This window comes from Thermococcus sp. MV11 (assembly GCF_012027285.1).
Taxonomy (GTDB): domain Archaea; phylum Methanobacteriota_B; class Thermococci; order Thermococcales; family Thermococcaceae; genus Thermococcus; species Thermococcus cleftensis.
In genome coordinates, this window is sequence record NZ_SNUD01000003.1 from 267,862 (window position 1) to 287,612 (window position 19,751).

22 protein-coding genes are annotated in these 19,751 nt (G+C 55.6%); 14 read left to right on the plus strand and 8 right to left on the minus strand.

The annotated features are described in order from the left end of the window. Positions 1–2: 2 nt before the first annotated feature. Complete coding sequence (locus E3E27_RS09065) at positions 3–731, minus strand: proteasome assembly chaperone family protein (RefSeq protein WP_014788887.1); 729 nt, start codon at positions 729–731, stop codon at positions 3–5. A 288-nt stretch (positions 732–1,019) separates the two neighbouring features. Between E3E27_RS09065 and E3E27_RS09070 the strand changes: the two genes are divergently transcribed. From E3E27_RS09070 to E3E27_RS09085, 4 genes are all read left to right on the plus strand, one after another. Further along, positions 1,020–1,388 carry a hypothetical protein gene (locus E3E27_RS09070; RefSeq protein ID WP_167774305.1) on the plus strand — a complete coding sequence of 123 codons (369 nt, stop codon included), beginning with the start codon at positions 1,020–1,022 and terminating at the stop codon, positions 1,386–1,388. 67 nt (positions 1,389–1,455) lie between these two features. After that, positions 1,456–2,229 carry an S-methyl-5'-thioadenosine phosphorylase gene (locus E3E27_RS09075; RefSeq protein WP_167774403.1) on the plus strand — a complete coding sequence of 258 codons (774 nt, stop codon included), beginning with the start codon at positions 1,456–1,458 and terminating at the stop codon, positions 2,227–2,229. A gap of 90 nt (positions 2,230–2,319) precedes the next feature. Further along, positions 2,320–2,787 carry a thermonuclease family protein gene (locus tag E3E27_RS09080; RefSeq protein ID WP_237266225.1) on the plus strand — a complete coding sequence of 156 codons (468 nt, stop codon included), beginning with the start codon at positions 2,320–2,322 and terminating at the stop codon, positions 2,785–2,787. 70 nt (positions 2,788–2,857) lie between these two features. Next, positions 2,858–4,132 (plus strand): amidohydrolase family protein, encoded by a 1,275-nt coding sequence (locus E3E27_RS09085; protein WP_167774404.1) that lies wholly within the window; start codon positions 2,858–2,860, stop codon positions 4,130–4,132. A 1-nt stretch (position 4,133) separates the two neighbouring features. On the opposite strand, the gene E3E27_RS09090 is transcribed toward E3E27_RS09085, so the two are convergent. Further along, a complete protein-coding gene (locus tag E3E27_RS09090; RefSeq protein ID WP_167774306.1) occupies positions 4,134–4,925 on the minus strand; it encodes a hypothetical protein in 792 nt (263 codons plus the stop codon). Positions 4,926–5,062: 137 nt separating this feature from the next. Between E3E27_RS09090 and E3E27_RS09095 the strand changes: the two genes are divergently transcribed. The 3 genes from E3E27_RS09095 to E3E27_RS09105 all read left to right on the plus strand — a co-directional run bounded on the left by E3E27_RS09095 (position 5,063) and on the right by E3E27_RS09105 (position 7,707). Beyond that, positions 5,063–5,602 carry a [protein ADP-ribosylglutamate] hydrolase gene (locus tag E3E27_RS09095; RefSeq protein ID WP_167774405.1) on the plus strand — a complete coding sequence of 180 codons (540 nt, stop codon included), beginning with the start codon at positions 5,063–5,065 and terminating at the stop codon, positions 5,600–5,602. A gap of 45 nt (positions 5,603–5,647) precedes the next feature. Then, on the plus strand, positions 5,648–7,090 hold the full coding sequence (locus E3E27_RS09100) for an NAD(P)H-hydrate dehydratase (protein ID WP_167774406.1): 1,443 nt from the start codon (positions 5,648–5,650) through the stop codon (positions 7,088–7,090). A 233-nt stretch (positions 7,091–7,323) separates the two neighbouring features. Further along, complete coding sequence (locus E3E27_RS09105; protein WP_167774307.1) at positions 7,324–7,707, plus strand: hypothetical protein; 384 nt, start codon at positions 7,324–7,326, stop codon at positions 7,705–7,707. A 36-nt stretch (positions 7,708–7,743) separates the two neighbouring features. Here E3E27_RS09105 and E3E27_RS09110 read toward each other — a convergent pair whose 3' ends face one another. From E3E27_RS09110 to E3E27_RS09125, 4 genes are all read right to left on the minus strand, one after another. Next, positions 7,744–9,117 carry an alpha-amylase gene (locus E3E27_RS09110; protein ID WP_167774308.1) on the minus strand — a complete coding sequence of 458 codons (1,374 nt, stop codon included), beginning with the start codon at positions 9,115–9,117 and terminating at the stop codon, positions 7,744–7,746. A gap of 155 nt (positions 9,118–9,272) precedes the next feature. Beyond that, positions 9,273–9,830, minus strand: coding sequence for a helix-turn-helix domain-containing protein (locus tag E3E27_RS09115; protein ID WP_167774309.1), 558 nt, complete (start codon positions 9,828–9,830; stop codon positions 9,273–9,275). After that, positions 9,831–10,136, minus strand: a complete 306-nt coding sequence (locus E3E27_RS09120; RefSeq protein WP_014788876.1) for a DUF211 domain-containing protein — start codon at positions 10,134–10,136, stop codon at positions 9,831–9,833. Between the two features lie 23 nt (positions 10,137–10,159). Next, a complete protein-coding gene (locus E3E27_RS09125) occupies positions 10,160–10,735 on the minus strand; it encodes a winged helix-turn-helix domain-containing protein (RefSeq protein WP_014788875.1) in 576 nt (191 codons plus the stop codon). A 222-nt stretch (positions 10,736–10,957) separates the two neighbouring features. Between E3E27_RS09125 and E3E27_RS09130 the strand changes: the two genes are divergently transcribed. Together E3E27_RS09130 and E3E27_RS09135 are read left to right on the plus strand one after the other, a co-directional pair. Next, on the plus strand, positions 10,958–12,367 hold the full coding sequence (locus E3E27_RS09130; RefSeq protein WP_014788874.1) for an acetate--CoA ligase family protein: 1,410 nt from the start codon (positions 10,958–10,960) through the stop codon (positions 12,365–12,367). 119 nt (positions 12,368–12,486) lie between these two features. After that, on the plus strand, positions 12,487–13,638 hold the full coding sequence (locus tag E3E27_RS09135) for a tryptophan--tRNA ligase (RefSeq protein ID WP_167774310.1): 1,152 nt from the start codon (positions 12,487–12,489) through the stop codon (positions 13,636–13,638). Here the strand turns inward: E3E27_RS09135 and E3E27_RS09140 are convergent. Beyond that, on the minus strand, positions 13,631–14,599 hold the full coding sequence (locus E3E27_RS09140; RefSeq protein WP_240910709.1) for a hypothetical protein: 969 nt from the start codon (positions 14,597–14,599) through the stop codon (positions 13,631–13,633). The genes E3E27_RS09135 and E3E27_RS09140 overlap by 8 nt on opposite strands. Positions 14,600–14,683: 84 nt before the next feature. Here E3E27_RS09140 and E3E27_RS09145 point away from each other — a divergent pair, with 84 nt between their 5' ends. Both E3E27_RS09145 and E3E27_RS09150 read left to right on the plus strand, forming a co-directional pair. Beyond that, entirely contained in the window at positions 14,684–15,361 is a 678-nt protein-coding gene (locus E3E27_RS09145) for a fumarylacetoacetate hydrolase family protein (protein WP_167774311.1), read from the plus strand. 45 nt (positions 15,362–15,406) lie between these two features. Beyond that, on the plus strand, positions 15,407–15,745 hold the full coding sequence (locus E3E27_RS09150) for a hypothetical protein (protein WP_167774312.1): 339 nt from the start codon (positions 15,407–15,409) through the stop codon (positions 15,743–15,745). A 3-nt stretch (positions 15,746–15,748) separates the two neighbouring features. Here E3E27_RS09150 and trm14 read toward each other — a convergent pair whose 3' ends face one another. Beyond that, entirely contained in the window at positions 15,749–16,846 is a 1,098-nt protein-coding gene (gene trm14, locus E3E27_RS09155; RefSeq protein WP_167774313.1) for a tRNA (guanine(6)-N2)-methyltransferase, read from the minus strand. 216 nt (positions 16,847–17,062) lie between these two features. On the opposite strand from trm14, the gene E3E27_RS09160 reads away from it, so the two are divergent. The 3 genes from E3E27_RS09160 (at position 17,063) to E3E27_RS09170 (ending at position 19,751) form a co-directional block, all read left to right on the plus strand. Further along, complete coding sequence (locus E3E27_RS09160) at positions 17,063–18,529, plus strand: radical SAM/SPASM domain-containing protein (RefSeq protein WP_167774314.1); 1,467 nt, start codon at positions 17,063–17,065, stop codon at positions 18,527–18,529. Further along, complete coding sequence (locus tag E3E27_RS09165) at positions 18,511–18,657, plus strand: hypothetical protein (protein ID WP_167774315.1); 147 nt, start codon at positions 18,511–18,513, stop codon at positions 18,655–18,657. The genes E3E27_RS09160 and E3E27_RS09165 overlap by 19 nt, the downstream gene beginning before the upstream one ends. A 62-nt stretch (positions 18,658–18,719) precedes the next feature. After that, complete coding sequence (locus tag E3E27_RS09170) at positions 18,720–19,751, plus strand: ABC transporter permease (RefSeq protein ID WP_167774316.1); 1,032 nt, start codon at positions 18,720–18,722, stop codon at positions 19,749–19,751.

Genomic DNA, 19,751 nt, shown 5'->3' on the forward strand with positions numbered 1-19,751 from the left:
CCTCACAGGTAGATGCTCTCGTACTGCTTCATCTCCTTCCTCCTCGCCTGCTCCATCTGCTCGTGCATCTTCCTGAGCTGCTCCTCGATCATCTCGGCCTCCTTGATGAGCGGCTCAGTCGATACCTCTATTGGGGCCAGCTTCTTCAGAACCTCGATGACGTTGGCAGCTGCCCTCGGGTCGGGCCTGTCGCCGAATGTCTCACCGAGCAGAACGTAGGCATCAAGGCCGCCCCTGCTCGCCTCCCAGAGGAGCCTTCCGCTCATGCCCATTATAGAGCCGTACTGGAGTATCTTTGCCCCTGCCCCCTCAAGCTCCCTGTTCAGCTCCGCCCTTGCCCCAACGCCCCAGACCTCCATCTTCTCCTTGAAGAAGCCTATCCCAATTCCGCCGATCGAGAACACCTTCTCGGCTTTCATCTCCTTCAGGTAGTTCACCAGCTCCTTCGCTATCTCGTTCACGAGGGTTGGGGGGACGTAGATGTCCGCAACAGCTACGATGACGTTGTCCTTCCCGTAAAACCTGAGCGGTGGGTTGGGCTTTCCCTCGAGAACTATCGTCATCGGTGGTATGAACGGGCTTTCCACGTAGCCTATCATCTCCATTCCGAGCTCCTTAGCCAGGAAGTTGCCGGCTATGTGGCCGACCAAGCCAATCCCGGGGTAGCCCTCTATGAAGATGGGGTTTTTGACCTCAGGTAAGACGAGCTTGACGGGCCTTCCGTTCTCCATCTCACCACCCCCGAAGTATTTAGTTCCCAAAGGTTATTAAAGTTTTGCCAGTTCCTCGGAAGGGTTTTTGAAATCAGAGCCGATGTTGCCTGCGCGGAAGGCCGTTATGCTCTTTTGATGGAAAAGCCCTAATTGGTGGACAAGCGTTTTGAACCTGTTAGAAGAGCTTTTATCCCAAGAGCGCAAAAACTCTCGTGGTGAAACCATGGAGCGCCCGACCCTTCCCTTCATGCTGTGTGATGTTATTCTTTTGTGCCTCTACTCGGTCTATTCCGGAGGTGGTGAGATATGAGGTACTCTCTCCGCCTTCTACTCTTTTTGAGGCTTTTCCTCAGGGTCTTTGCCTTCGCTTACCCGCTCTTTCTGACGGTTATGTACAACTTCTGGATCTTTGAAAAACTGCCGGCCGTCGCGTGGTGGGGTTACATAGTCCTCATGGCCCTTTGGGAAATTACCACCGGCGTTGCCGGCAATCGCCTGCCTCTAAAGCCCCTCCTAACGGCTTACGTGGTCATTGCCCTTTTCCTGGAGTTCCCAAGCGTTCTCCTGGGTGGGGTTTACCTTTCCACGGCGCTCGTTTTCGTGCCGTGGCTTGTCCTCTGGTATGGGTCACTGCCCCTGTTAAGCCTGCTCTTGATCTCCCGGGGGCGCGGATAGGGGCTCCATTTCCACTGGAACGGCAACCCTTATATGAGTGGAGCGAGCATTTAACACGGTGATGACCATGCCGAGGATTGGGATAATAGGTGGCTCCGGTGTCTACGGAGTCTTCGAGCCGAGGGAGACGGTCAAGGTCCACACCCCCTACGGCAGGCCTTCGGCTCCAGTGGAAATCGGGGAGATAGGGGGCGTCGAGGTAGCTTTCATACCGCGCCACGGCAAGCACCACGAGTTCCCACCGCACGAGGTTCCCTACCGCGCGAACATCTGGGCCCTTAAGGAGCTCGGCGTCGAGCGCGTTATAGGCGTTACCGCCGTCGGCTCGCTCCGCGAGGAGTACAAGCCCGGTGACATCGTCATAACCGACCAGTTCATAGACTTCACCAAGAAGAGGGACTACACCTTCTACAACGGCCCGCGCGTTGCCCACGTGAGCATGGCTGACCCCTTCTGTCCCGAGATGAGGAGGATTTTCTACGAAACTGCCAAGGAGCTCGGCTTCCCGGTTCACGAGAAGGGCACCTACGTCTGCATCGAGGGGCCGCGCTTTTCAACCCGCGCCGAGAGCTTCATGTTCAGGCAGTACGCCCACATAATAGGAATGACGCTCGTCCCCGAGATAAACCTCGCGCGCGAGCTGGGCATGTGCTACGCCAACATAGCGACCGTCACCGACTACGACGTCTGGGCCGACAAACCTGTTGATGCGCAGGAAGTCCTCAAGGTTATGGCCGAGAACAACTACAAGGTTCAGGAGTTGCTTAAGAAGGCCATTCCTAGGATTCCCGAGGAGAGGAAGTGCGGCTGCGCCGACGTGCTGAAGAGCATGTTCGTCTGAGTGACGTAGAAATGTTATTTTTGTTTTCTGTTTCCTGTGCTTTTGACTTCTTTCGGTAAATTTTAAAAGTCCTACCACCTACCTTCTTCGGTGAGTGCCGTGACCCGAAGGATGCTCTTTGTTCTCGCCATGCTATCTGTCCTCCTGTTGCCCGTTGCCAGCGCCTACGAGTTTCAGGCCTACGGCTACGTCACTGAGGTCGTCGATGGCGACACCGTGTGGTTCCACTCCTACTACGGCTACAAAGCCGGGGAAACCTTCAAGGTCCGCTTCGCCGACATAAATGCGCCCGAGATATACACCGATGAGGGCAAGGAATCGAAGGCAGCTTTGGAGTGGCTCCTCGATACGTACGGCCGCTACGTCTACCTTGACGTCGATGACATCTATGAAACCGACCGCTACGGCCGCGTGGTCGCGGTGGTTTACCTCCCCTTCTGGTACTATGGCTACGCCCTGAACGTCAATGAGTGGCTCGTCGAGAGCGGCTACGCGAGCATCTGGGACCACTACAACGAGTTCGACCCATACTCCTGGAGCCTCTGGGTTCCCATTTGAGGCTTTTCTCTTCTCCGACACCTTTTTAACTTCCACCGGAAACACAACCCTTTAAAATGGGGTGATGCTCATGAGCGTTCTCATCAAGAACGGTCACGTTATCTACGGCGAGAGCTTTGAGGTCGTAAAGGCTGATGTTCTCATCGAGGGAAACAGAATCGTCAAGGTTGCCAAGGAAATAAACGAGCCCGCTGACACGGTCATCGACGCCAAGGGAAAAGTCGTTTCTCCCGGCTTCATAAATCTTCACACACACTCGCCGATGGGCCTCTTCCGCGGCCTGGCTGACGATTTACCCCTCATGGACTGGCTCCAGAACCACATCTGGCCGAGGGAGGCGAAGCTAACTCGCGAGTACACCAAGGCCGGTGCCTATCTGGGTGCGCTTGAGATGATTAAGACAGGAACGACGACTTTTCTTGACATGTATTTTCAAATGGACGCGGTTGCCGAGGTCGTCGCGGAGTCGGGGCTGAGGGGCTACCTTTCCTATGGAATGATAGACCTCGGCGACCCCGAGAAGACCGAGAAGGAGATAAAAGAGGCCCTCCGCACGATGGAGTTCATCGAGAAGCTCAACTCGGAGCGCGTTCACTTCGTCTTCGGGCCCCACGCGCCCTACACCTGCTCGATAGCCCTGCTGAAGGAAGTAAGGAAGCTGGCAAACGAGCACGGGAAGCTGATAACGATCCACGTGAGCGAGACGATGGCTGAGATAGGCCAGATAACCGAGCGCTACGGCAAGAGCCCCGTCGTTCTGCTCGATGAGGTTGGCTTCCTTGGAAACGACGTGATAATAGCGCACGGCGTCTGGCTCGACAGCAGGGATATACAGATTCTCGCGAGGAACGGCGTTACAGTGGCTCACAACCCGGCCAGCAACATGAAGCTCGCGAGCGGGGTTATGCCCCTCCAGAAACTCATCAACGCGGGCGTAAACGTCGGCCTCGGCACCGATGGAAGTGCAAGCAACAACAACCTCGACATGCTCGACGAGATGAAGTTAGCGGCTTTGCTCCACAAGGTCCACAACCTCGACCCGACGGTTGCCGATGCAAAGACGGTATTCAGGATGGCAACCCTCAACGGTGCAAAGGCACTACGCCTCAAGGCCGGTGTGATAAAGGAGGGCTACCTGGCGGACATAGCAATCATCGACTTCAACCGGCCCCACCTGAGGCCTATCAACAATGTAATCAGTCACCTCGTTTACTCTGCCAGTGGCAATGACGTGGAGACGACGATAGTCGACGGAAAGATTCTGATGCTGGACCGTGAAGTTCTCACCCTTGACGAGGAGAAGATAATTGATGAGGCTGAAAAAACGATAGAAAAGCTGGCTTAGCTCAGAGGCTCGCCAGCCAGTCGGGATCGACCCGGACAGGTCTTTCCTTTTCCACCCATACCCTGAGCTTCCGGTACATGGCCGCCCCGGCGACACCGGAGATTACGCTTGACAGGCCCGTTATTAATCCGTCGAGCAGACCCGCGAGCAGGGCTCCAGTGATGCCTCCTGCAACGAGAGATGAAATGAAAACAAGCCCCTGTGCTGCTCCCCAGAGGCCAACACTCACCGCTGCCATTAGGGCTCCAAAGACGAAGGCCTCTTTGGCGTTGTCCAGCGCGACACCTATAACCCCCAACCCCTCTCCGAAATCCCTGGTCCATACGTACGCAGGAATCATCATGGCGATTACTCCCATAAGGAGGATCGCCGGGGGCAGGCCAAGGAGTCCCGCCAGGACATACCTCGCCGTTCCTGAGAGGATGTAGTACGCCAGTATCGCTGGAAGGAGGAAGAGCCCGCCGACTATGAGGACTACAAGTCCGTAAACAATGCTCACCAGGAGGACCTTTATCCCCCCGGTTATCGATTCCATCACGAGGGCCGACTCCTCGAAGGGTGTCTTCTTTTGGTGGTAGTAGAAGGCCCTGGTGGGATAGTACACCACCGTGAGCTGGAGCAGGAGACTCGACAGGGCGATGAGAATTGCGATCCAGATGTTCCGGTTGAGAACGTGGTCGGATAGGCCAATAAGTACCCCGGCCATCCCTGATGCTATGACTGGATACCTCCACAGCTTTTTGTCTTTTGATATCGCCGTAAGGGTTTCCCCCAGTGCCTCAAAAGCCCTCATTCCACCACCATCGTTCATGGGTTTTGCCCATATTTAACTGTTACTGTTTTAAGTTGTACGTCATAAAAAGTTTCCAGAGTAATAACTCGCGCAACCGTTAAAATCTGTCGTGAGTAATCGGTTGGACGGTGATTGGGATGTTATCCTTCGAGATCGTCCGCGGGGACATCACCCGCTTCCCTGCCGAGGCCATAGTCAACGCCGCCAACAAATACCTTGAGCACGGCGGTGGTGTCGCCTACGTGATAGCCAGGGCCGCCGCTGGAAACGTTGCCGAGTACATCAGGATAAGCAAGGAGGCCATGCGCGAGCAGCTCGGAAAAAGCTCGATTGAGCATGGTGAGGTTGTTGTAACCCCTGCCCTGAGGCTGGAGCGATACGGAATCAGGCACGTCATTCACACGGTCGGGCCATACTGCGGCGGTATCTGGAACGAGGAGAGGAAAGAAAAGCTTAGAAAAGCAATTCTCGGGGCGCTGAAAAAGGCCGACGAGCTCGGTGTCAAAACCATAGCCTTTCCGGCCGTAAGCTCTGGCATCTACGGCTGTCCGCTTGAGGAGGTCGTGAGGACGTTCAGGGAGACCGTGGAGGAGTTCTCGAAGGAAGCGAAGAGCGTGGAGAGGGTTTACCTGGTGCTTTATTCTGAAGAGACCTACCGGCGGGCCTTGAAGGCCTAGCGTGAAGTTTTTATCAACTTTCATCAACCCATTCCGGTGATACTCATGCGCATCGAAGATGTCTACATCTGGGATATCAACGCGAAGTGGCTCGGCATAACCCCTTACCAGCTCATGGAGAACGCCGGGGCTGGCGTTGCCAGGACGATTGAAGAGCGCTTTGGAAAGGGGCTCAAAATTGCAGTCTTTTCCGGGACTGGGAACAACGGCGGCGACGGCTTCGTTACCGCGAGACACCTCAGCTTCGAGAACGATGTCACGCTCTTCCTCGTTGGGGACGAGGTCAAGATAAGGAGCGAGGAGGCAAGGCACAACTGGGAGATACTCAAGGGCCTGGACTTCGTGAAAATCCGGGTTCTCAAGGATTCCACCTACATAAGGTCCCTCGACCTCAGCGGTTTTGACGTCATCGTTGACGCCCTCCTCGGAGCCGGCACGAGGGGCGAGCCGCGCGAGCCGATCCGCTCGGCCATCGAGAAGATAAACGAGTACGCCGGAAGGGCCAAGATAGTCAGCGTTGACCTCCCGAGCGGCTATCCTTCACAGGTTCAAGTTAAGGCCGACTTCGCGGTGACCTTCCAGTGGGACAAGGAGGAGTATGAGGACTTCGAGCGCGTTGTGGTTAAGATAGGCTATCCGAAGGAGCTTTACCACCTCGTCGGGCCCGGTGATGCGAAGTTCGCGCTGAAAAAGCGGGGCGAGCACAAGGGTCAGAACGGAAAGCTACTCGTCATAGGCGGGAGCGGGGACTACTACGGCGCGCCCTACCTTGCGGCAAGGGCGGCATCTTATCTCGTGGACCTGGTTTACCTGGCCATGCCCGAGTATCCGGCGAGGCGCATAGCCGACCCCGACCTGATCCTCAGGCCGGTCGAAGGGAAGAACTTCTCGCCGGGGCACGTTGAAGAACTTCTGGGCATAGCCGAAAAGGTCGACGCCGTCGTCATCGGCCCGGGAATCGGTCTCACGGAGGAGACGAAGGAGTTCGTGAGGAGGTTCGTTAGGCGCTGCGAAAAGCCGATGGTGATTGATGCGGACGGCCTGAAGGCCATAGCCGGGGACTTGAGCGTTCTCAAGGACAAGACCTTCGTCCTAACGCCCCACGGTGGCGAGTTCAAGGTTCTCTTTGGCGTGAAGCCTGAGGGTTCCTTCCAGGAAAAGGCAGAGCTCGTGAAGGAGAAGGCCGGCGAGGTTGGCGGCGTTATCCTGCTCAAAGGTGCCTACGACGTCATCAGCGATGGAACGGCATGGAAGTACAACAGAACTGGGAACAGGGGCATGACCACCGGCGGGACCGGGGACATCTTGGCGGGCCTCGTCGGCGCTCTACTCGCCCTCGGCAACGCACCATTAAGGGCCGCTTCCGCTGGAGCCTTTCTCAACGGCCTTGCAGGAGACATGGTGAAGGAAGGGCTCGGCGAGAACTTCACCGCACTGGAGGTTGCGGAAAAAGTCCCGCACGCGGTCAGGTGGGTGGTGGAGTTCTGAGTTTGGTTTTTCAACGCCTTTGGGTGTTTTGTGTGGATCTCTTTTACTCAACTTGTTTTCGTCAAATTGGATTGTGTTTTGACTGTTAAAATCTTTTTTGCTCTCAGTTCGTGATTTACTATTTGAATGGGGAAAACTTTTAAGGACTTTAATTTTACACCTGTTGAGACTTGGGAAGGTGAAGTGCTTGAAGTAGCGTCTTTTGATGGCAGTCCTGATTGGAGTGGCTGCAGGTGGTGAAAATGGTCTCCGAAAACGCGGTTCGAGTTGCCATTTCGGTTCCGGCCGTTGTCCTTGCAGTCGCTGTCCTCGCGGTCGGGGGATTCTCCCCCGAGACAATGCTCGTTCTGGTCCTTCTCTGGGTTGCGGGTGCCCTCCTCCCCCGCGCCTGGGAGTTCCGGAACGGGAAACTGGAGCTGGCCTTTTTACTCCGGAACGTCCTTCTGTATACTGCTTTGGTGGTTCTCGTTGGGGCGGAGTACCTGCTCCTTGGGGGGAGCGTCCATGGGGTCTCCAAGGGGACGGTAATGTTCTTCACGGCCTGGCTTCTCAGCGGGATTTTTGAGTTTCTATGGCCAGGATTCGCGAGAAAGGGAGCCACTCAGGTGTCGCCGTAAACAGGAAGCTGGAAGAATGGAAACGGGTGGAGGAGCTCAGCCCACCCCACAGTAGCTCCAGACGGAGTAGCCGTAGTAGCCGTTGGCCGGGTCGTGGGCCGGGGCCTCGAGGTAGACCCAGCCGCTGGAGGAGACGTACTTGTCAACCCAGCCCCCGAGGTTGCCGGTGTACTCGTGTATGCAGGAGCCGGCGAACTTCGGAACGTAGACCCACCTTCCGGCTTTGCTTGAGCCGAGGTTGATGTAGGTTATCAGTCCTGGCTTGTCCCCGTAGCCGTTTCTGACAAAGATCAGCTCGTCGCTGTCGTAGTAGACTATGTCGGTGCTCCCTCCCGCAAGGTGGTCGTGTATCCAGATGAGGTTCTTAAGCCTGTCCTTGTTGAGCCACTCTTCATAGTCGCGGTAGAATATTGTCGGCTGTCCCTCGTAGGTGAGAATGAACGCGTAGGCCGGGTACTTGTTCCAGATTATGTCGGTGTCGTGGTTGGCGACGAAGGTAACGGCCTTGAAGGGATCGCGGCTTACAACCGTCCCACCGTTCCTGAGGGCATCTACCAGCGCGGGGATGTTGTTGTTATCGAAGGCCTCGTCCATCTTGTAGTAAAGCGGGAAGTCAAAGACCTTGGCGCCGCTGTCGTAGGCCCAGCTCAGGAGGGCGTCGACGTTGGTGTCCCAGTACTCTCCTACCGCCCAGCCGCCCCACCAGCTGAGCCAGTCCTTGACCACCCAAGCGCCGTAGCCCTTCACGTAGTCGAAGCGCCAGGCATCAACGCCGATGCTCCTGAGGTAGGCCGCGTAGCTCTCCTGGCTGGCCCAGAGCCAGTACTGGTCCCAGCTCTTGTCGTGGCATATGTCCGGATAGCCGCCAAAGGTTCCGGAATCGCCCGCGTGAAGCTCGTTCGGGTGGAAGTCGAGGTAGTTGGCGGTGTACTTGCCGGAGGCAACCTTTGAGAAGTCGGTCCAGGTGTAGTCGTTCACGAAGGGGTTCCACTCCAGGTCTCCGCCGGCGCGGTGGTTGATGACTATGTCGGCTATGACCTTCATGTTGTAGGCGTGGGCGGTGTTTATCATGTTCACCAGCTCGGCCTTTGAGCCGAAGCGGGTCTCAACGGTTCCCTTCTGGTAGTACTCGCCGAGGTCGAAGTAGTCGTAGGGGTCGTAGCCCATGGAATAGCCGCCGCTCATGCCCTTGCTCGCGGGGGGAATCCATATTGCCGAAATTCCTGCGCTCGCCCAGTCTGGTATCTTCTGGGCTATGGTGTCCCACCAGATTCCTCCACCTGGGACGTCCCAGTAGAAGGCCTGCATTATGACGCCGCCGTTTTCAAGGGTCTCGGCCTTTGCAGGGACAGCAGAGACGCTTAAGACAACCAGGGCTATCACCAGTGCCGCCAATATACCCCTGTTCATGGCAATCCCCCACGTATCTATTTGGGCACGTGCCCATATTATATCACTCGCGGTGAAATATTTAAGTTTTATCATTAATGTTCATTAAAGGACGTAAAAGAACATGGGATTAAGTGTTGAAAATGGAACGTCGTGTTTCAATAGTGGGAAAAAAGTTAGAGTTCGATGAGATTCTTGACGCGCTTTGCCTTCTCGCACAGCTCGCAGCTCTGGAGGAAGACCAGCATGTTGAGGAGGTGGAAGAGTTCTATCTCGGTCAGCTCTATCTCAGCCTGGGATATTCTCTTGAGAATCGGCTGGGAGTTCACCTCTATCTCATTGAGGACATCCTTCGCGAGCCTCACTAGCTCATCACGGTTCTTTACCCTGAAGCCTGTCTTCTCGAGCAGTCTGACGAGCTTCTCGACCTCCACCTGGAGGTATGCCTGCCTGAACTGCTCCACGCTCTCGTCAGGGTCTGCCTTTATGAGGAACAGTCTGGCGGTTCTTGAGTAGACCCTCTCGTTCCCGTGGGCCTCCAGCTCTTCCACCACCCCTGCCTTTTCAAGGGTCTTGACGTGCCTGTAAACCGTTGTCCTGTCCTTGTTGAGAGCTTCACTGAGTTCGTTTATTGTCATCGGCCTCTGCCTGAGGAGCTGGAGTATCCTGAAGCGCGTCTCCTCTGAGAGGATCTTCACCTTTTCGGGCTCGGTGATTATGAGGACTTCCCTCACTCAGTACTCCTCCAGCTTGTCCTGGGGGGTTTCGCCCTCCTCCACTATCTTCTTGCCCGCCGCGACCATGTCTATGCTGTGGACCACTCCCCCAAACTCCTCGATGGTTCTGACTATCTCGTCGTAGTCGAGGTTGTCGCCGACCATCGTTATCTTGACGTTTTCTGTTTCCTTGTCTATCTCCACGAGGGTTATGTTGACGCCGTCGACTCCCTCGAGCTCGCTGAGTCCGAGCGCCAGCTCTGTCACCATCGGCTGGTGCGGCTTGAGCACGTCAAGGACCAGCAACCTTATTCCCTTCGCCATATCTCATCGCTTCCCTTTGGGCTTTATTTTTTAAGAATTTTCCCGAGCTTTCTGAGTAGCTCTATCGCCTCTTCATCACGGCCCATTCTGGCCATCGCGAGCCACTCTATCGCGTGGATTATATCCTCGTTGGAGAAGTCCTTGAGGGCCTCTTCGTTCCCCTCTATCTCCTTCGATATCTCGGTCTTGAACTCGTGCTCCTTCTTGAGAAGCTCGTCCATGGTGTTGAGCAGTTCATCGTCGTTGAACTCATAGCCAAGGGCCTTGAAGACCTCGAGCTTGGTCTTGAGCCTCGAGCGCGCGAAGTAGCGAAGCTCCTCGTCGCCGAGGTAGAGGTTTATGTAGAAGGCGTCGGCGGTTCTTCCGTAGTACTTCTCCACGAGGTTGCCCTTCATCTCCGTCCTCTTGACCTCGACCAGGCCCGCTTCCTTGAGCTTCTCGATGTGGTGGTATATCGTCTGGGGCGTCTTCCCGAGTATCTCGCTCAGCTGGGAAATCGTCATCTCCCTGTTGCGGAGCAGGCTCAGTATCTTCCTCCTCGTGTCCTCGAGCATCAGTTTTATGACCTCTGGGTCGGTTATGACCTTGACCTTTGCCATCTGGATCACCCAATTTTAACGTTCTTACGGTTTTTTGAACGTTCCAGAATTTAACTCTTTTGCCTCTCCCGAAGGCGAAACCACTCCTGCGGTAGCTTTATATATGTAAACTCCCTCTCCCCGTTGTACCCCCAATGGATAAAATATCCACTTCCTCCATGTACCCATCTGGGGAGGAAGGCTTAAATACGGACTCCCGAAAAACCTTCGGAGGTGGAAGTGATGGAGGCGCCAAAGCTCGATTTCCTGTTTTACCCGAGGAGCGTCGCTGTCATCGGGGCATCGAACGTCCCCGGAAAGGTTGGAAACGCCATAATGCGCTCAATAACGCTCCGCTACGACGGAAAGGTCTACGCCGTGAACGTCAAGGGCGGCGAGATAGAGGTCAACGGAAGGAAGTTCCCGGTTTACAGGAGCATCAAGGACGTTCCTGACGAGGTCGATGTTGCGGTAATAGCTGTCCCTGCCAAGTTTGTCCCCGACGTCATCGACGAGTGCGGCGAGAAGGGCGTTAAGGGTGCCGTCGTCATCTCCGCCGGCTTTAAGGAGGCCGGAAGGGCCGAGCTTGAAGAGGAGCTCGTCAGGCGCGCGAGGAAGTGGGGTATAAGGGTCGTCGGACCGAACTGTCTCGGCGTCACCAACCTCGAGAACGGTTTCGACTGCAACTTCAACCCGCCGGAGAGACAGGCCAGGCCGCCCTTTGGAAAGGTTGCCTTCATGAGCCAGAGCGGTGCCTTCGGTGCGGCAATCCTCGACTGGGCGGCCAGCCACAAGATAGGCATGAGCAAGTTCATCAGCCTCGGCAACATGGCCGACCTCGACGAGAGCGACTTCATAGCGTACCTCGGCGAGGACGAGAAGACTGGAGTTATCACCGGCTACATCGAGGGCGTCAAGGACGGGAGGAAGTTCTTCAACGTTGCTAAGGAGGTCACGCTCAAGAAGCCCATCATAATCCTCAAGGCTGGAAGGACTGAGGCAGGTGCCAAGGCGGCCGCTTCCCACACTGGTTCGCTTGCGGGTTCATACAAGATATACGAGGCCGCCTTCGAGCAGACCGGTGTTCTCTCGGCCAAGAGCATGCGCCAGCTCTTCAACTACGCTAAAGCCCTGGCGATGCAGAAGCCGGCCAAAGGAAACCGCGTGGCGATAGTCACCAACGGCGGTGGAGCGGGAGTCATGATGAGTGACGGTCTGCTTGAGAGGGGAATGAAGCTCGCCGAGCTGAGCGAAGAGACCAACGAACGCTTTAGGAAAGACATCGAGGAAGGCAAGCTCCCGCACCACATGAGCTACAGAAACCCGATAGACGTCATAGGCGACGCCCCGTCGAGCAGGTACGAGATAGCAATGCGCTATGCCCTTGAAGACCCGAACGTCGACGTCCTCGTGGTCATAGCTCTCTTCCAGAGCCCCGCTTTGGACGAGGGAATCGTCGAGGCCATGGAGAGAATGCAAGCTTACGGCAAGCCGATAGTCTTCGTGGCTCCGGGTGGGGCTTACCCGCACAAGATGGCCAGGAACATCGAGCTCAAGGGCGTCCCCGTCTACGAGACAGTTGAAGACGGCGTCGATGCCGTTTATGCCCTCGTCAAGTACGGCGAGTGGCTGAGGGAGAATGGAAAACTTTAAATCCCTTCCTTCCTTTCTCTTCCCATGCTCGGTGATTGCTTTTGGCCTTGGTGAAGCCTTCCTCTTCTGCCCCGGCTTAGCCCTGGGTTTCGTTTCCACTGGAAATGGAGGTGTTTTGAATGGACGACTTTAAGGTCACCCCCTGGGACGTTGAGGGAATGGTGGACTACGCGAAGCTTATAGAGGAGTTCGGAACGAGTCCCCTGACGGACGAGTTGCTTGAGAAGACCGCGGAGCTTACGAGGAGCGAGCTGCCGATGTACTTCAGGAGGAGGTTCTTCTTCTCCCACAGGGACTACGACAAGGTTTTGGCGGATTACGAGAGTGGAAAGGGCTTCTTCCTCTACACGGGCAGGGGCCCGAGCGGGCCGATGCACATAGGTCACATCATACCATTCTTCGCGACCAAGTGGCTCCAGGAGAAGTTCGGCGTGAACCTCTACATTCAGATAACCGACGACGAGAAGTTCCTCTTCAAGGACAAGCTCACCTTCGACGATACCAAGAGATGGGCCTACGACAACATACTGGACATCATAGCGGTCGGCTTCGATCCGGACAAGACCTTCATCTTCCAGGACAGCGAGTTCACCAAGATATACGAGATGGCAATCCCGATAGCGAAGAAGATAAACTACTCGATGGCGAAAGCCGTGTTCGGCTTCACCGAGCAGAGCAAGATTGGAATGATCTTCTATCCTGCCATACAGGCCGCTCCGACCTTCTTCGAGAGGAAGCGCTGTCTGATTCCAGCGGCCATAGACCAGGACCCCTACTGGAGGCTCCAGCGCGACTTCGCCGAGAGCCTCGGCTACTACAAGACAGCCGCAATTCACTCCAAGTTCGTTCCGGGATTGATGGGCCTTGAGGGCAAGATGAGCGCCAGCAAGCCCGAAACTGCCGTCTACCTCACCGACGACCCAGAAGAGGCTGGCAAGAAAATATGGAAGTACGCCCTAACCGGCGGGAGGGCGACGGCGAAGGAGCAGCGTGAGAAGGGCGGTCAGCCCGAGAAGTGCGTCGTCTTCAAGTGGTTTGAGATATTCTTCGAGCCGGACGACAAGAAGCTCATGGAGCGCTACCACGCCTGCAAGAGCGGTGAGCTGCTCTGCGGCCAGTGCAAGCGCGAGCTGATTGAGAGGGTTCAGGAGTTCCTGAAGGAGCACCAGAAGAAGCGCAAAGAGGCGGAAAAGAAGGTAGAGAAGTTCAAGTACACCGGTGAGCTGGCAAGGGAGCAGTGGGATAGGGCGATTCCGGAGCCCCTCAGGTGAACCCCCACCCCTCCTCGAACTCCTTTTCTTCCTCGGCTTCTTCCTCCAGCTCTACTCTGAAGGTTCCCTCGGCCTTAACGTCCGGCCTCAGCCGTATGTCCAGAATTCCCCGGATTATGAACTCGCCGTGACCGAGGACGACAGTTCCCCTCCCGATCTTCCCTGCAAGGAGTCTTGGGCTCACAGTGTTGTAGGAGCCGACCACCGTGACCTTCTCCTCGGGGAGCATTCTCTCCCTGAACTCGAAGCTCTGCCCTTCCCCGATTACCTTCTCATACTCGAAGCCGCTCGTGCTGAGGGCAACCTTCACGCGCTTCGCCTTCGCCAGGGTGGAATAGACCGTCCCGGCGATGAACTTTCCGTCCCCCCTGAAGTTTACCTGGGCCGAATCACCCTCAGTGACAACCGTCACCGTGCCGCTTCCCTTGACCTCTCCCTCGTCGGTGAAGAAGAGCAGCAGGATGCTCTTGTATGGCCCGTCGGTTATACGAACCGCTGGAGCCCTGATGAACCCCGTGCCGTCCGGTGAAACGGCCGCCTTGAAACCCGCCCTGGGAAATGAAACCCCTGACGCCCTGTCCCGCCTCTCTGCGATAAACTTTCTCTCCACGTGGTAGTGCCTGTTCCTTCCGCTCCCGACCCAGTGGCCCTTCATCTCGAGCGTTCCGGTCTCGAATTCAAGTTCCTCCGGAAAAGTTATCCACGAATCAGATGCAACGAGCAGGTTGGCAAGGCCTTTGGCGCGCCGGTATTCCCTCCGCCCTCTGAGCAGGCCGTGGGTTAAGGGAACCATCAGCAGAAGGAGTACGGCCAGGAAACCTACCGCCAGAAACTCACCCCCCGGGGCGTTGATGAAAACGTGAAGCAGCGGTACCGTGAATAGCACCAGGAAAACCGCTATGAGAACAAAGACGAGAGTGCTTCCCTTTCCCTCTAGGACTATGAGCCTCACAGCTTTCACCGTTGGGTGTTGGACTGGGGAGTTTATTACCCTTCCCTCGAGCGGTTTATAACCGATGCCCCCAACCGTTGTTGGGTGTTGGCGATGGTTCGCCTTCCATTCCGCGACGGGTTTTATGACCTGAGGCCGAGCAAGATAGTTGCTTTGGCCAAGAACTACGCCGAACACGCGAAAGAAATGGAGAGCGACGTTCCAGAAAAGCCGGTCTTCTTCCTCAAGCCGCCGAGCGCGCTGATAGGCCCGGGCGAGCCTATAATTTTACCCAGAATGAGCAAACGGGTTGACCACGAGGTGGAGCTGGCAGTGATAATCGGGAAGCGCGCGAAACGCGTGCCGAGGGAGAAGGCGATGGACTACGTGCTCGGCTACACGATACTCCTCGACATAACCGCCCGCGACCTTCAGGGGGAAGCGAGGGAGAAGGGCCTTCCCTGGAGCCTCTCCAAGGGCTTCGACACCTTCGCCCCGGTCGGTCCGAGAATAGCTGACAGGCGCGAGCTGAAGATGGACGACCTGGAGATAGGCCTCAAGGTGAACGGCCAGCTAAGACAGCTCGGAAGGACGAGCGAGATGGTTTTCAAGGTTCCGGAGCTGATAGAGTACATAAGCTCCGTCATGACGCTCGAGCCCGGGGATATAATAGCGACCGGGACTCCAGCCGGGGTGGGCCCGCTGAGGCACGGCGACAGGGTTGAGGCCTGGGTTGAGGGAATTGGGAATGTCGAGTTCGACGTACTGGCAGAGGGTTCGATACTCTGCTGAGAAACTTTTTTAAGTTTTTGTTCTCTGACTATTAAAGGTGGTGCTATGAAGCCCCTCCGCTGGCTGGTGGTTCTCCTACTGGTCCTGGTGGTTTTCAGCGCTGCTTGCCTGGACAACAACTTCGTTTACGCCAGGGGAAAGAGCGTCCCGCCCGGGGAGACCAGGGGGTGGCCCTTCAAAGGCCCGGCGAACCTGACGGTCGAGATAAGCTCCAGCGTCCCCGTCGAGGTGAAGGTGGTCTCCTCCGACGGAACCGTGCTTAGGGACTTCGGAACCGTTAGGGAGGTGAACGATGTGGTTGAGCTCCCCAAGGGGGTATGGAAGGTGATGATTAGCAATCCGGGCAACGAGACGGCGGTCATTGACGTGAAGCTCAAGACGTGACGTTCACTCTACCACGTAGGTGTGCACCGTCAGCCCGCCGTGGCCGATTAGGCGGTGGTGCCTGATTTCGAAGCCGTTCTCTTCTATCGCCTTCTCTATCGCCCTCTTCTCCGTCGTTATGAAGACGCCGCGCTTTTCCAGAACCTTCGAAAGCTCCGAGAAGAAGTCCATGTAAAGGCCTGGAATCATGCCCTTCCGCCCGATCTTCAGCCCGTAGGGCAGGTTGCTCACCGCGAAGTCCACGCTTTCGACGTATTCGCTCAGCCTGGTTGCGTCTCCGAGAACGAAGTCTATACGCTCTGAGACTCCCGCCGCTAAAGCGTTCATCTCTGCCCCGCGCAGGTGTTTTCTATACTTCTCCAGGCCGATTATCCTTCCATCGTATCCCCTCAGGGCGAGCTCTATTGGAATGGTCCCGCTCCCGCAGAAGGGGTCTATGAACGAACCCCCGTCTGGCTTTGCCAGCTCAATCAGCGCGTTGGCGATGCTGGCCTTGAGATGAGCGGGGTGGTCGTAAACGCGCCAGGGTCTCTTGTGGAGTGAGCTGTCCCCGGTGGTGTCTATCCCGAGGAAGAAGACGTCCCCGATGAGCTCGGCCCTGAAGATGACCGCCGGGTGGTCGAGGTTGACCCTCGGAGTTCCGAAGCGCGAGAGCCTGTCGAAGACGGCCTTTCCGACGGTTCTGGCGATGTCAACGCTCGTAACGCTGTGCTCCCCCTTCCTGAATGAGCGCACGGCGAAGCTCTCGCTAACCTTGACGAACCTTTCCACTGGAAGCTCTGAGACAAAATCTTCGATCCTCTTGAGGGCTTTTTCAGGTTCGTCATCTCCTATGCCTTCAAAGCGCTCGCTCGCTATTTCCATGATTATGCGGTGGAGGAGCCTTGAGCTCTCGTTCAGATAGGTTGGGACGCTTAACTCGCGCTTCTTCCCCTTCTCGTCGGTGTAAAAGGCCTCGCCGACCTCGGCAAGAACCCGCCCTTCAACGCCGAGAGGCCTCTCCTCCACACGAAACGGAACTCCAAGGCCTGAGAGCAGGTTCTCAACCTCCCCCTTTGCAAGATCCTCGATTCCCTGTGAAGTGGTGAGCAGGAGCTTCATGATAACGAATGTCCAGGTCCCCTCTTTTAAGCTTTGTTTGGTTAATGCCTCCGTGCACTTTCGTATAACTTGGTTATTGGTGTCAAAATGATTTTATTCCATTGTATGCTACGACATTTTATCTATCGTCAAAAGTTCATTTGTCGAACTGTTAATTTCAACCAACGTAATTCTTATAAGTTTGTGATGTTACAGAACCATACGCGGTGAATGTATATGGGCGGCGATGGATTTGTTAGTTCATTGTATCTTGACAAGGTACTCGATGAGTACATTCTTTTCTCGCCAAAGACGCTTCACCTTATTCGGCTAGATGCTGAGAGCTATGAACTGCTTGATTCCATCAGAAAGCGCGGAGTCGAAGAGGGCGTTAGTGAGTTCCTGAAAAAACACCCTGAAATCAGCCCTCAAGATGTGAACCGGGTGATAGAAGGCCTGAAGGCCTTAAGCGCGGTTCCTCCTTACTTGAGCGTGGACTCTAAATCGTCCGAGGTTGTTCCAACTTCCGTTGCCCTCTATCTGACGAGTGCGTGTAACTTTAAATGCGTGTATTGTTATGAGCAGCAGCACGGGATTCCGCTGTTTATGATACGTGATGAAAATGATGCAGATGGCATAATTGAGTTTTTGCTTTCCAGGGGGTCTTCCAAACTGTCAGTTGGTTTCTTCGGGGGTGAGCCTCTCCTGAACTTCCGCATGCTCAGATACATTGCCGAGACTCTCTCGCGGAGGGCAGCCTCCCGGGGGAAGACCGTTAATTTCAGCATCACCACAAACGGTTACTTGATAACGCCTTCTGTTGTGGATTTCTTCAAAAGATTCCGCTTTAACGTCGTTCTCAGCATGGACGGACCCAGGGAGATACAGAATCATAACAGGCCCACGAAAACTGGGGATCCAACGTTTGACGTTGTAATGAAAAACCTCCGGCTCCTGCTTACCAGTGGTGTTCCTGTGACTGTGAGGGCAACGATACTTCCGGAGCAGATTGACAGGTATTTTGAAATTTTTAGATTTTTTGTGGAAAACGGCGTTAGGAGTGTTCACATTGAGCCCGCATCTATCGGCTCAGATAGTTTCCGCGAGATAGTCTCACCACTGAAGGAACAGCTGAAGCTCATTGCCGAGTACGAACTCGAGCACATCGAGGAGACGGAGATGTTTAGGTACTCCCACTTCAGGAAGTACTTCACGATCCTCGCCTCAAGGCGTGCCCTTGTCTATCCTTGCGGCGCTGGCAGGAAACTTTTTGGTGTATCCTCGGACGGAAAGCTTTACCCATGTCAGAGGTTCGTGGGAATGGACGAGTTCGTCGTGGGGGACGTTAGATCGGGTGTCAATGTTGATTCAGAGGTGATACAAAAGATACTTCGCAATCCCCCGAGGGAACCGTGCAACCACTGCTGGGCCTATCCATTGTGCAGGGGAGGCTGTTACTACATAAACTACATGTATTCGGGGGACATTCACAAACCTGATCCCTATTACTGCGAGTTCATTAGAGAGCTGATACGGCTTTCCATGTGGCTTTACGTCAAGGTTAAGCGAAACCACCCTGTGATTTTCGAGAAGATGTTGAAATCACTTGATTACTACTCACCCCCTCATGGGGTGAGCGAGGCTTCGGCCGATGAGTCAAAAATTAAAAAGGAGGTGGGTGAAGTATGGAGTTCGAGGTCGTGAACCCCGGAGACAAGACCAAGATCTGGATCGGGCCCTGCGGAGTTCTTGACCAGGGCGGCTGCCCGTTCCCGGAGGACTGGGAGTGCTGGTGGCCGGAGGACATATGCTACAGGCCTGAGCCAATCTGATGGGCTATTCCTTTAATAATTTTTTTATCTTTGAAGAACTTTTGGCGTAGGAGAGGTAAGCAATGAGACTCCCGATCAGGACCCTCGCCCGGCTGGTGGCGGTTTACCTCGGCGTTCTCCTTGTGATCGTTCTGGTAGCCGGCGCCAGCTCCAACAAGATAGCCTGGGAGTACACCCACGAGGCCGTTCTCCATATCCGCGAATCCAACCCGGCTTTTTACGCCGAGCTTGAGAGGAACGCCACCCGGGAAGGACTGACGGTCGAGCAGTACTACCACCGCATACTCACGAAGGCAAAGGGAGTCCGAACCGACAACCTTCTCCTCATGGGGATAGACCTCCTCAGGAAGAGCTTTGACTACTACCGCGAGAACCCCAAGTACGACTTCGCCCACGTCATAAAGGTGACCCTCGCCGTCATGGGACTGGCCATGCTCCTGACGATTTTCCTGGGTCTGTTCCTGGGTTTTAAGCTGGCAAACGGGAGGTTCCTCGGGACGGTTGAGGGCCTGGCTCGCTTCTTCAACGGCCTGCCCTCCTGGTGGATAGGGGCGGTTCTGATAGCGGTCTTCGCCGTTGAGCTGGGCGTTTTCCCGATAGCGGGTCTGAGGAGCACCCCGCCGAAAGAGGGCTTTGAGGACTTTCTCGACGTTCTCTGGCATCTCGTCCTTCCCGTTACCACGCTGGTCTTCGTCTACGTCTGGGAGTTCGTGGTCACGGTGGCCCACGAGGTGAGGAACGAGCTTGGAAAGCCCTACGTCTTCACCGAGAGGGCCAAGGGCCTTCCCGAGGGGCTGATATACAGGAAGCACGTTCTCAGAAACGTTTCCATCGTCCTGAGTTCTTTCACGGTCCAGAAGTTCGTGGAGATGTTCACGGACTACATAGTCATAGACGTCCTTTTCGGCCTCGGCGGCCTTGGAACCCTCCTGAGGGCCAGCTTCGTCAGGACCATAGTCCCGGCCATAGGCGTCGTCGTGCGCTTCGACTACCGCCTCTTCTTCGTCGTAACGCTGTCGATAGCCACCATAACGTTCCTCTTCTCCCTCCTGCTGGAGCTGACAAAAGGACTGCTCGATCCGAGGGTGAGCTGA

What these genes read in the sequence shown, in the direction of transcription:
- E3E27_RS09065 (WP_014788887.1), bottom strand. Translation starts at nt 731, where the DNA reads ATGGAGAACGGAAGGCCCGTCAAGCTCGTCTTACCTGAGGTCAAAAAC.
- E3E27_RS09070 (WP_167774305.1), top strand. Translation starts at nt 1,020, where the DNA reads ATGAGGTACTCTCTCCGCCTTCTACTCTTTTTGAGGCTTTTCCTCAGG.
- E3E27_RS09075 (WP_167774403.1), top strand. Translation starts at nt 1,456, where the DNA reads ATGCCGAGGATTGGGATAATAGGTGGCTCCGGTGTCTACGGAGTCTTC.
- E3E27_RS09085 (WP_167774404.1), top strand. Translation starts at nt 2,858, where the DNA reads ATGAGCGTTCTCATCAAGAACGGTCACGTTATCTACGGCGAGAGCTTT.
- E3E27_RS09090 (WP_167774306.1), bottom strand. Translation starts at nt 4,925, where the DNA reads ATGAGGGCTTTTGAGGCACTGGGGGAAACCCTTACGGCGATATCAAAA.
- E3E27_RS09095 (WP_167774405.1), top strand. Translation starts at nt 5,063, where the DNA reads ATGTTATCCTTCGAGATCGTCCGCGGGGACATCACCCGCTTCCCTGCC.
- E3E27_RS09100 (WP_167774406.1), top strand. Translation starts at nt 5,648, where the DNA reads ATGCGCATCGAAGATGTCTACATCTGGGATATCAACGCGAAGTGGCTC.
- E3E27_RS09110 (WP_167774308.1), bottom strand. Translation starts at nt 9,117, where the DNA reads ATGAACAGGGGTATATTGGCGGCACTGGTGATAGCCCTGGTTGTCTTA.
- E3E27_RS09120 (WP_014788876.1), bottom strand. Translation starts at nt 10,136, where the DNA reads ATGGCGAAGGGAATAAGGTTGCTGGTCCTTGACGTGCTCAAGCCGCAC.
- E3E27_RS09125 (WP_014788875.1), bottom strand. Translation starts at nt 10,735, where the DNA reads ATGGCAAAGGTCAAGGTCATAACCGACCCAGAGGTCATAAAACTGATG.
- E3E27_RS09130 (WP_014788874.1), top strand. Translation starts at nt 10,958, where the DNA reads ATGGAGGCGCCAAAGCTCGATTTCCTGTTTTACCCGAGGAGCGTCGCT.
- E3E27_RS09135 (WP_167774310.1), top strand. Translation starts at nt 12,487, where the DNA reads ATGGACGACTTTAAGGTCACCCCCTGGGACGTTGAGGGAATGGTGGAC.
- E3E27_RS09145 (WP_167774311.1), top strand. Translation starts at nt 14,684, where the DNA reads ATGGTTCGCCTTCCATTCCGCGACGGGTTTTATGACCTGAGGCCGAGC.
- E3E27_RS09150 (WP_167774312.1), top strand. Translation starts at nt 15,407, where the DNA reads ATGAAGCCCCTCCGCTGGCTGGTGGTTCTCCTACTGGTCCTGGTGGTT.
- trm14 (WP_167774313.1), bottom strand. Translation starts at nt 16,846, where the DNA reads ATGAAGCTCCTGCTCACCACTTCACAGGGAATCGAGGATCTTGCAAAG.
- E3E27_RS09160 (WP_167774314.1), top strand. Translation starts at nt 17,063, where the DNA reads ATGGGCGGCGATGGATTTGTTAGTTCATTGTATCTTGACAAGGTACTC.
- E3E27_RS09165 (WP_167774315.1), top strand. Translation starts at nt 18,511, where the DNA reads ATGGAGTTCGAGGTCGTGAACCCCGGAGACAAGACCAAGATCTGGATC.
- E3E27_RS09170 (WP_167774316.1), top strand. Translation starts at nt 18,720, where the DNA reads ATGAGACTCCCGATCAGGACCCTCGCCCGGCTGGTGGCGGTTTACCTC.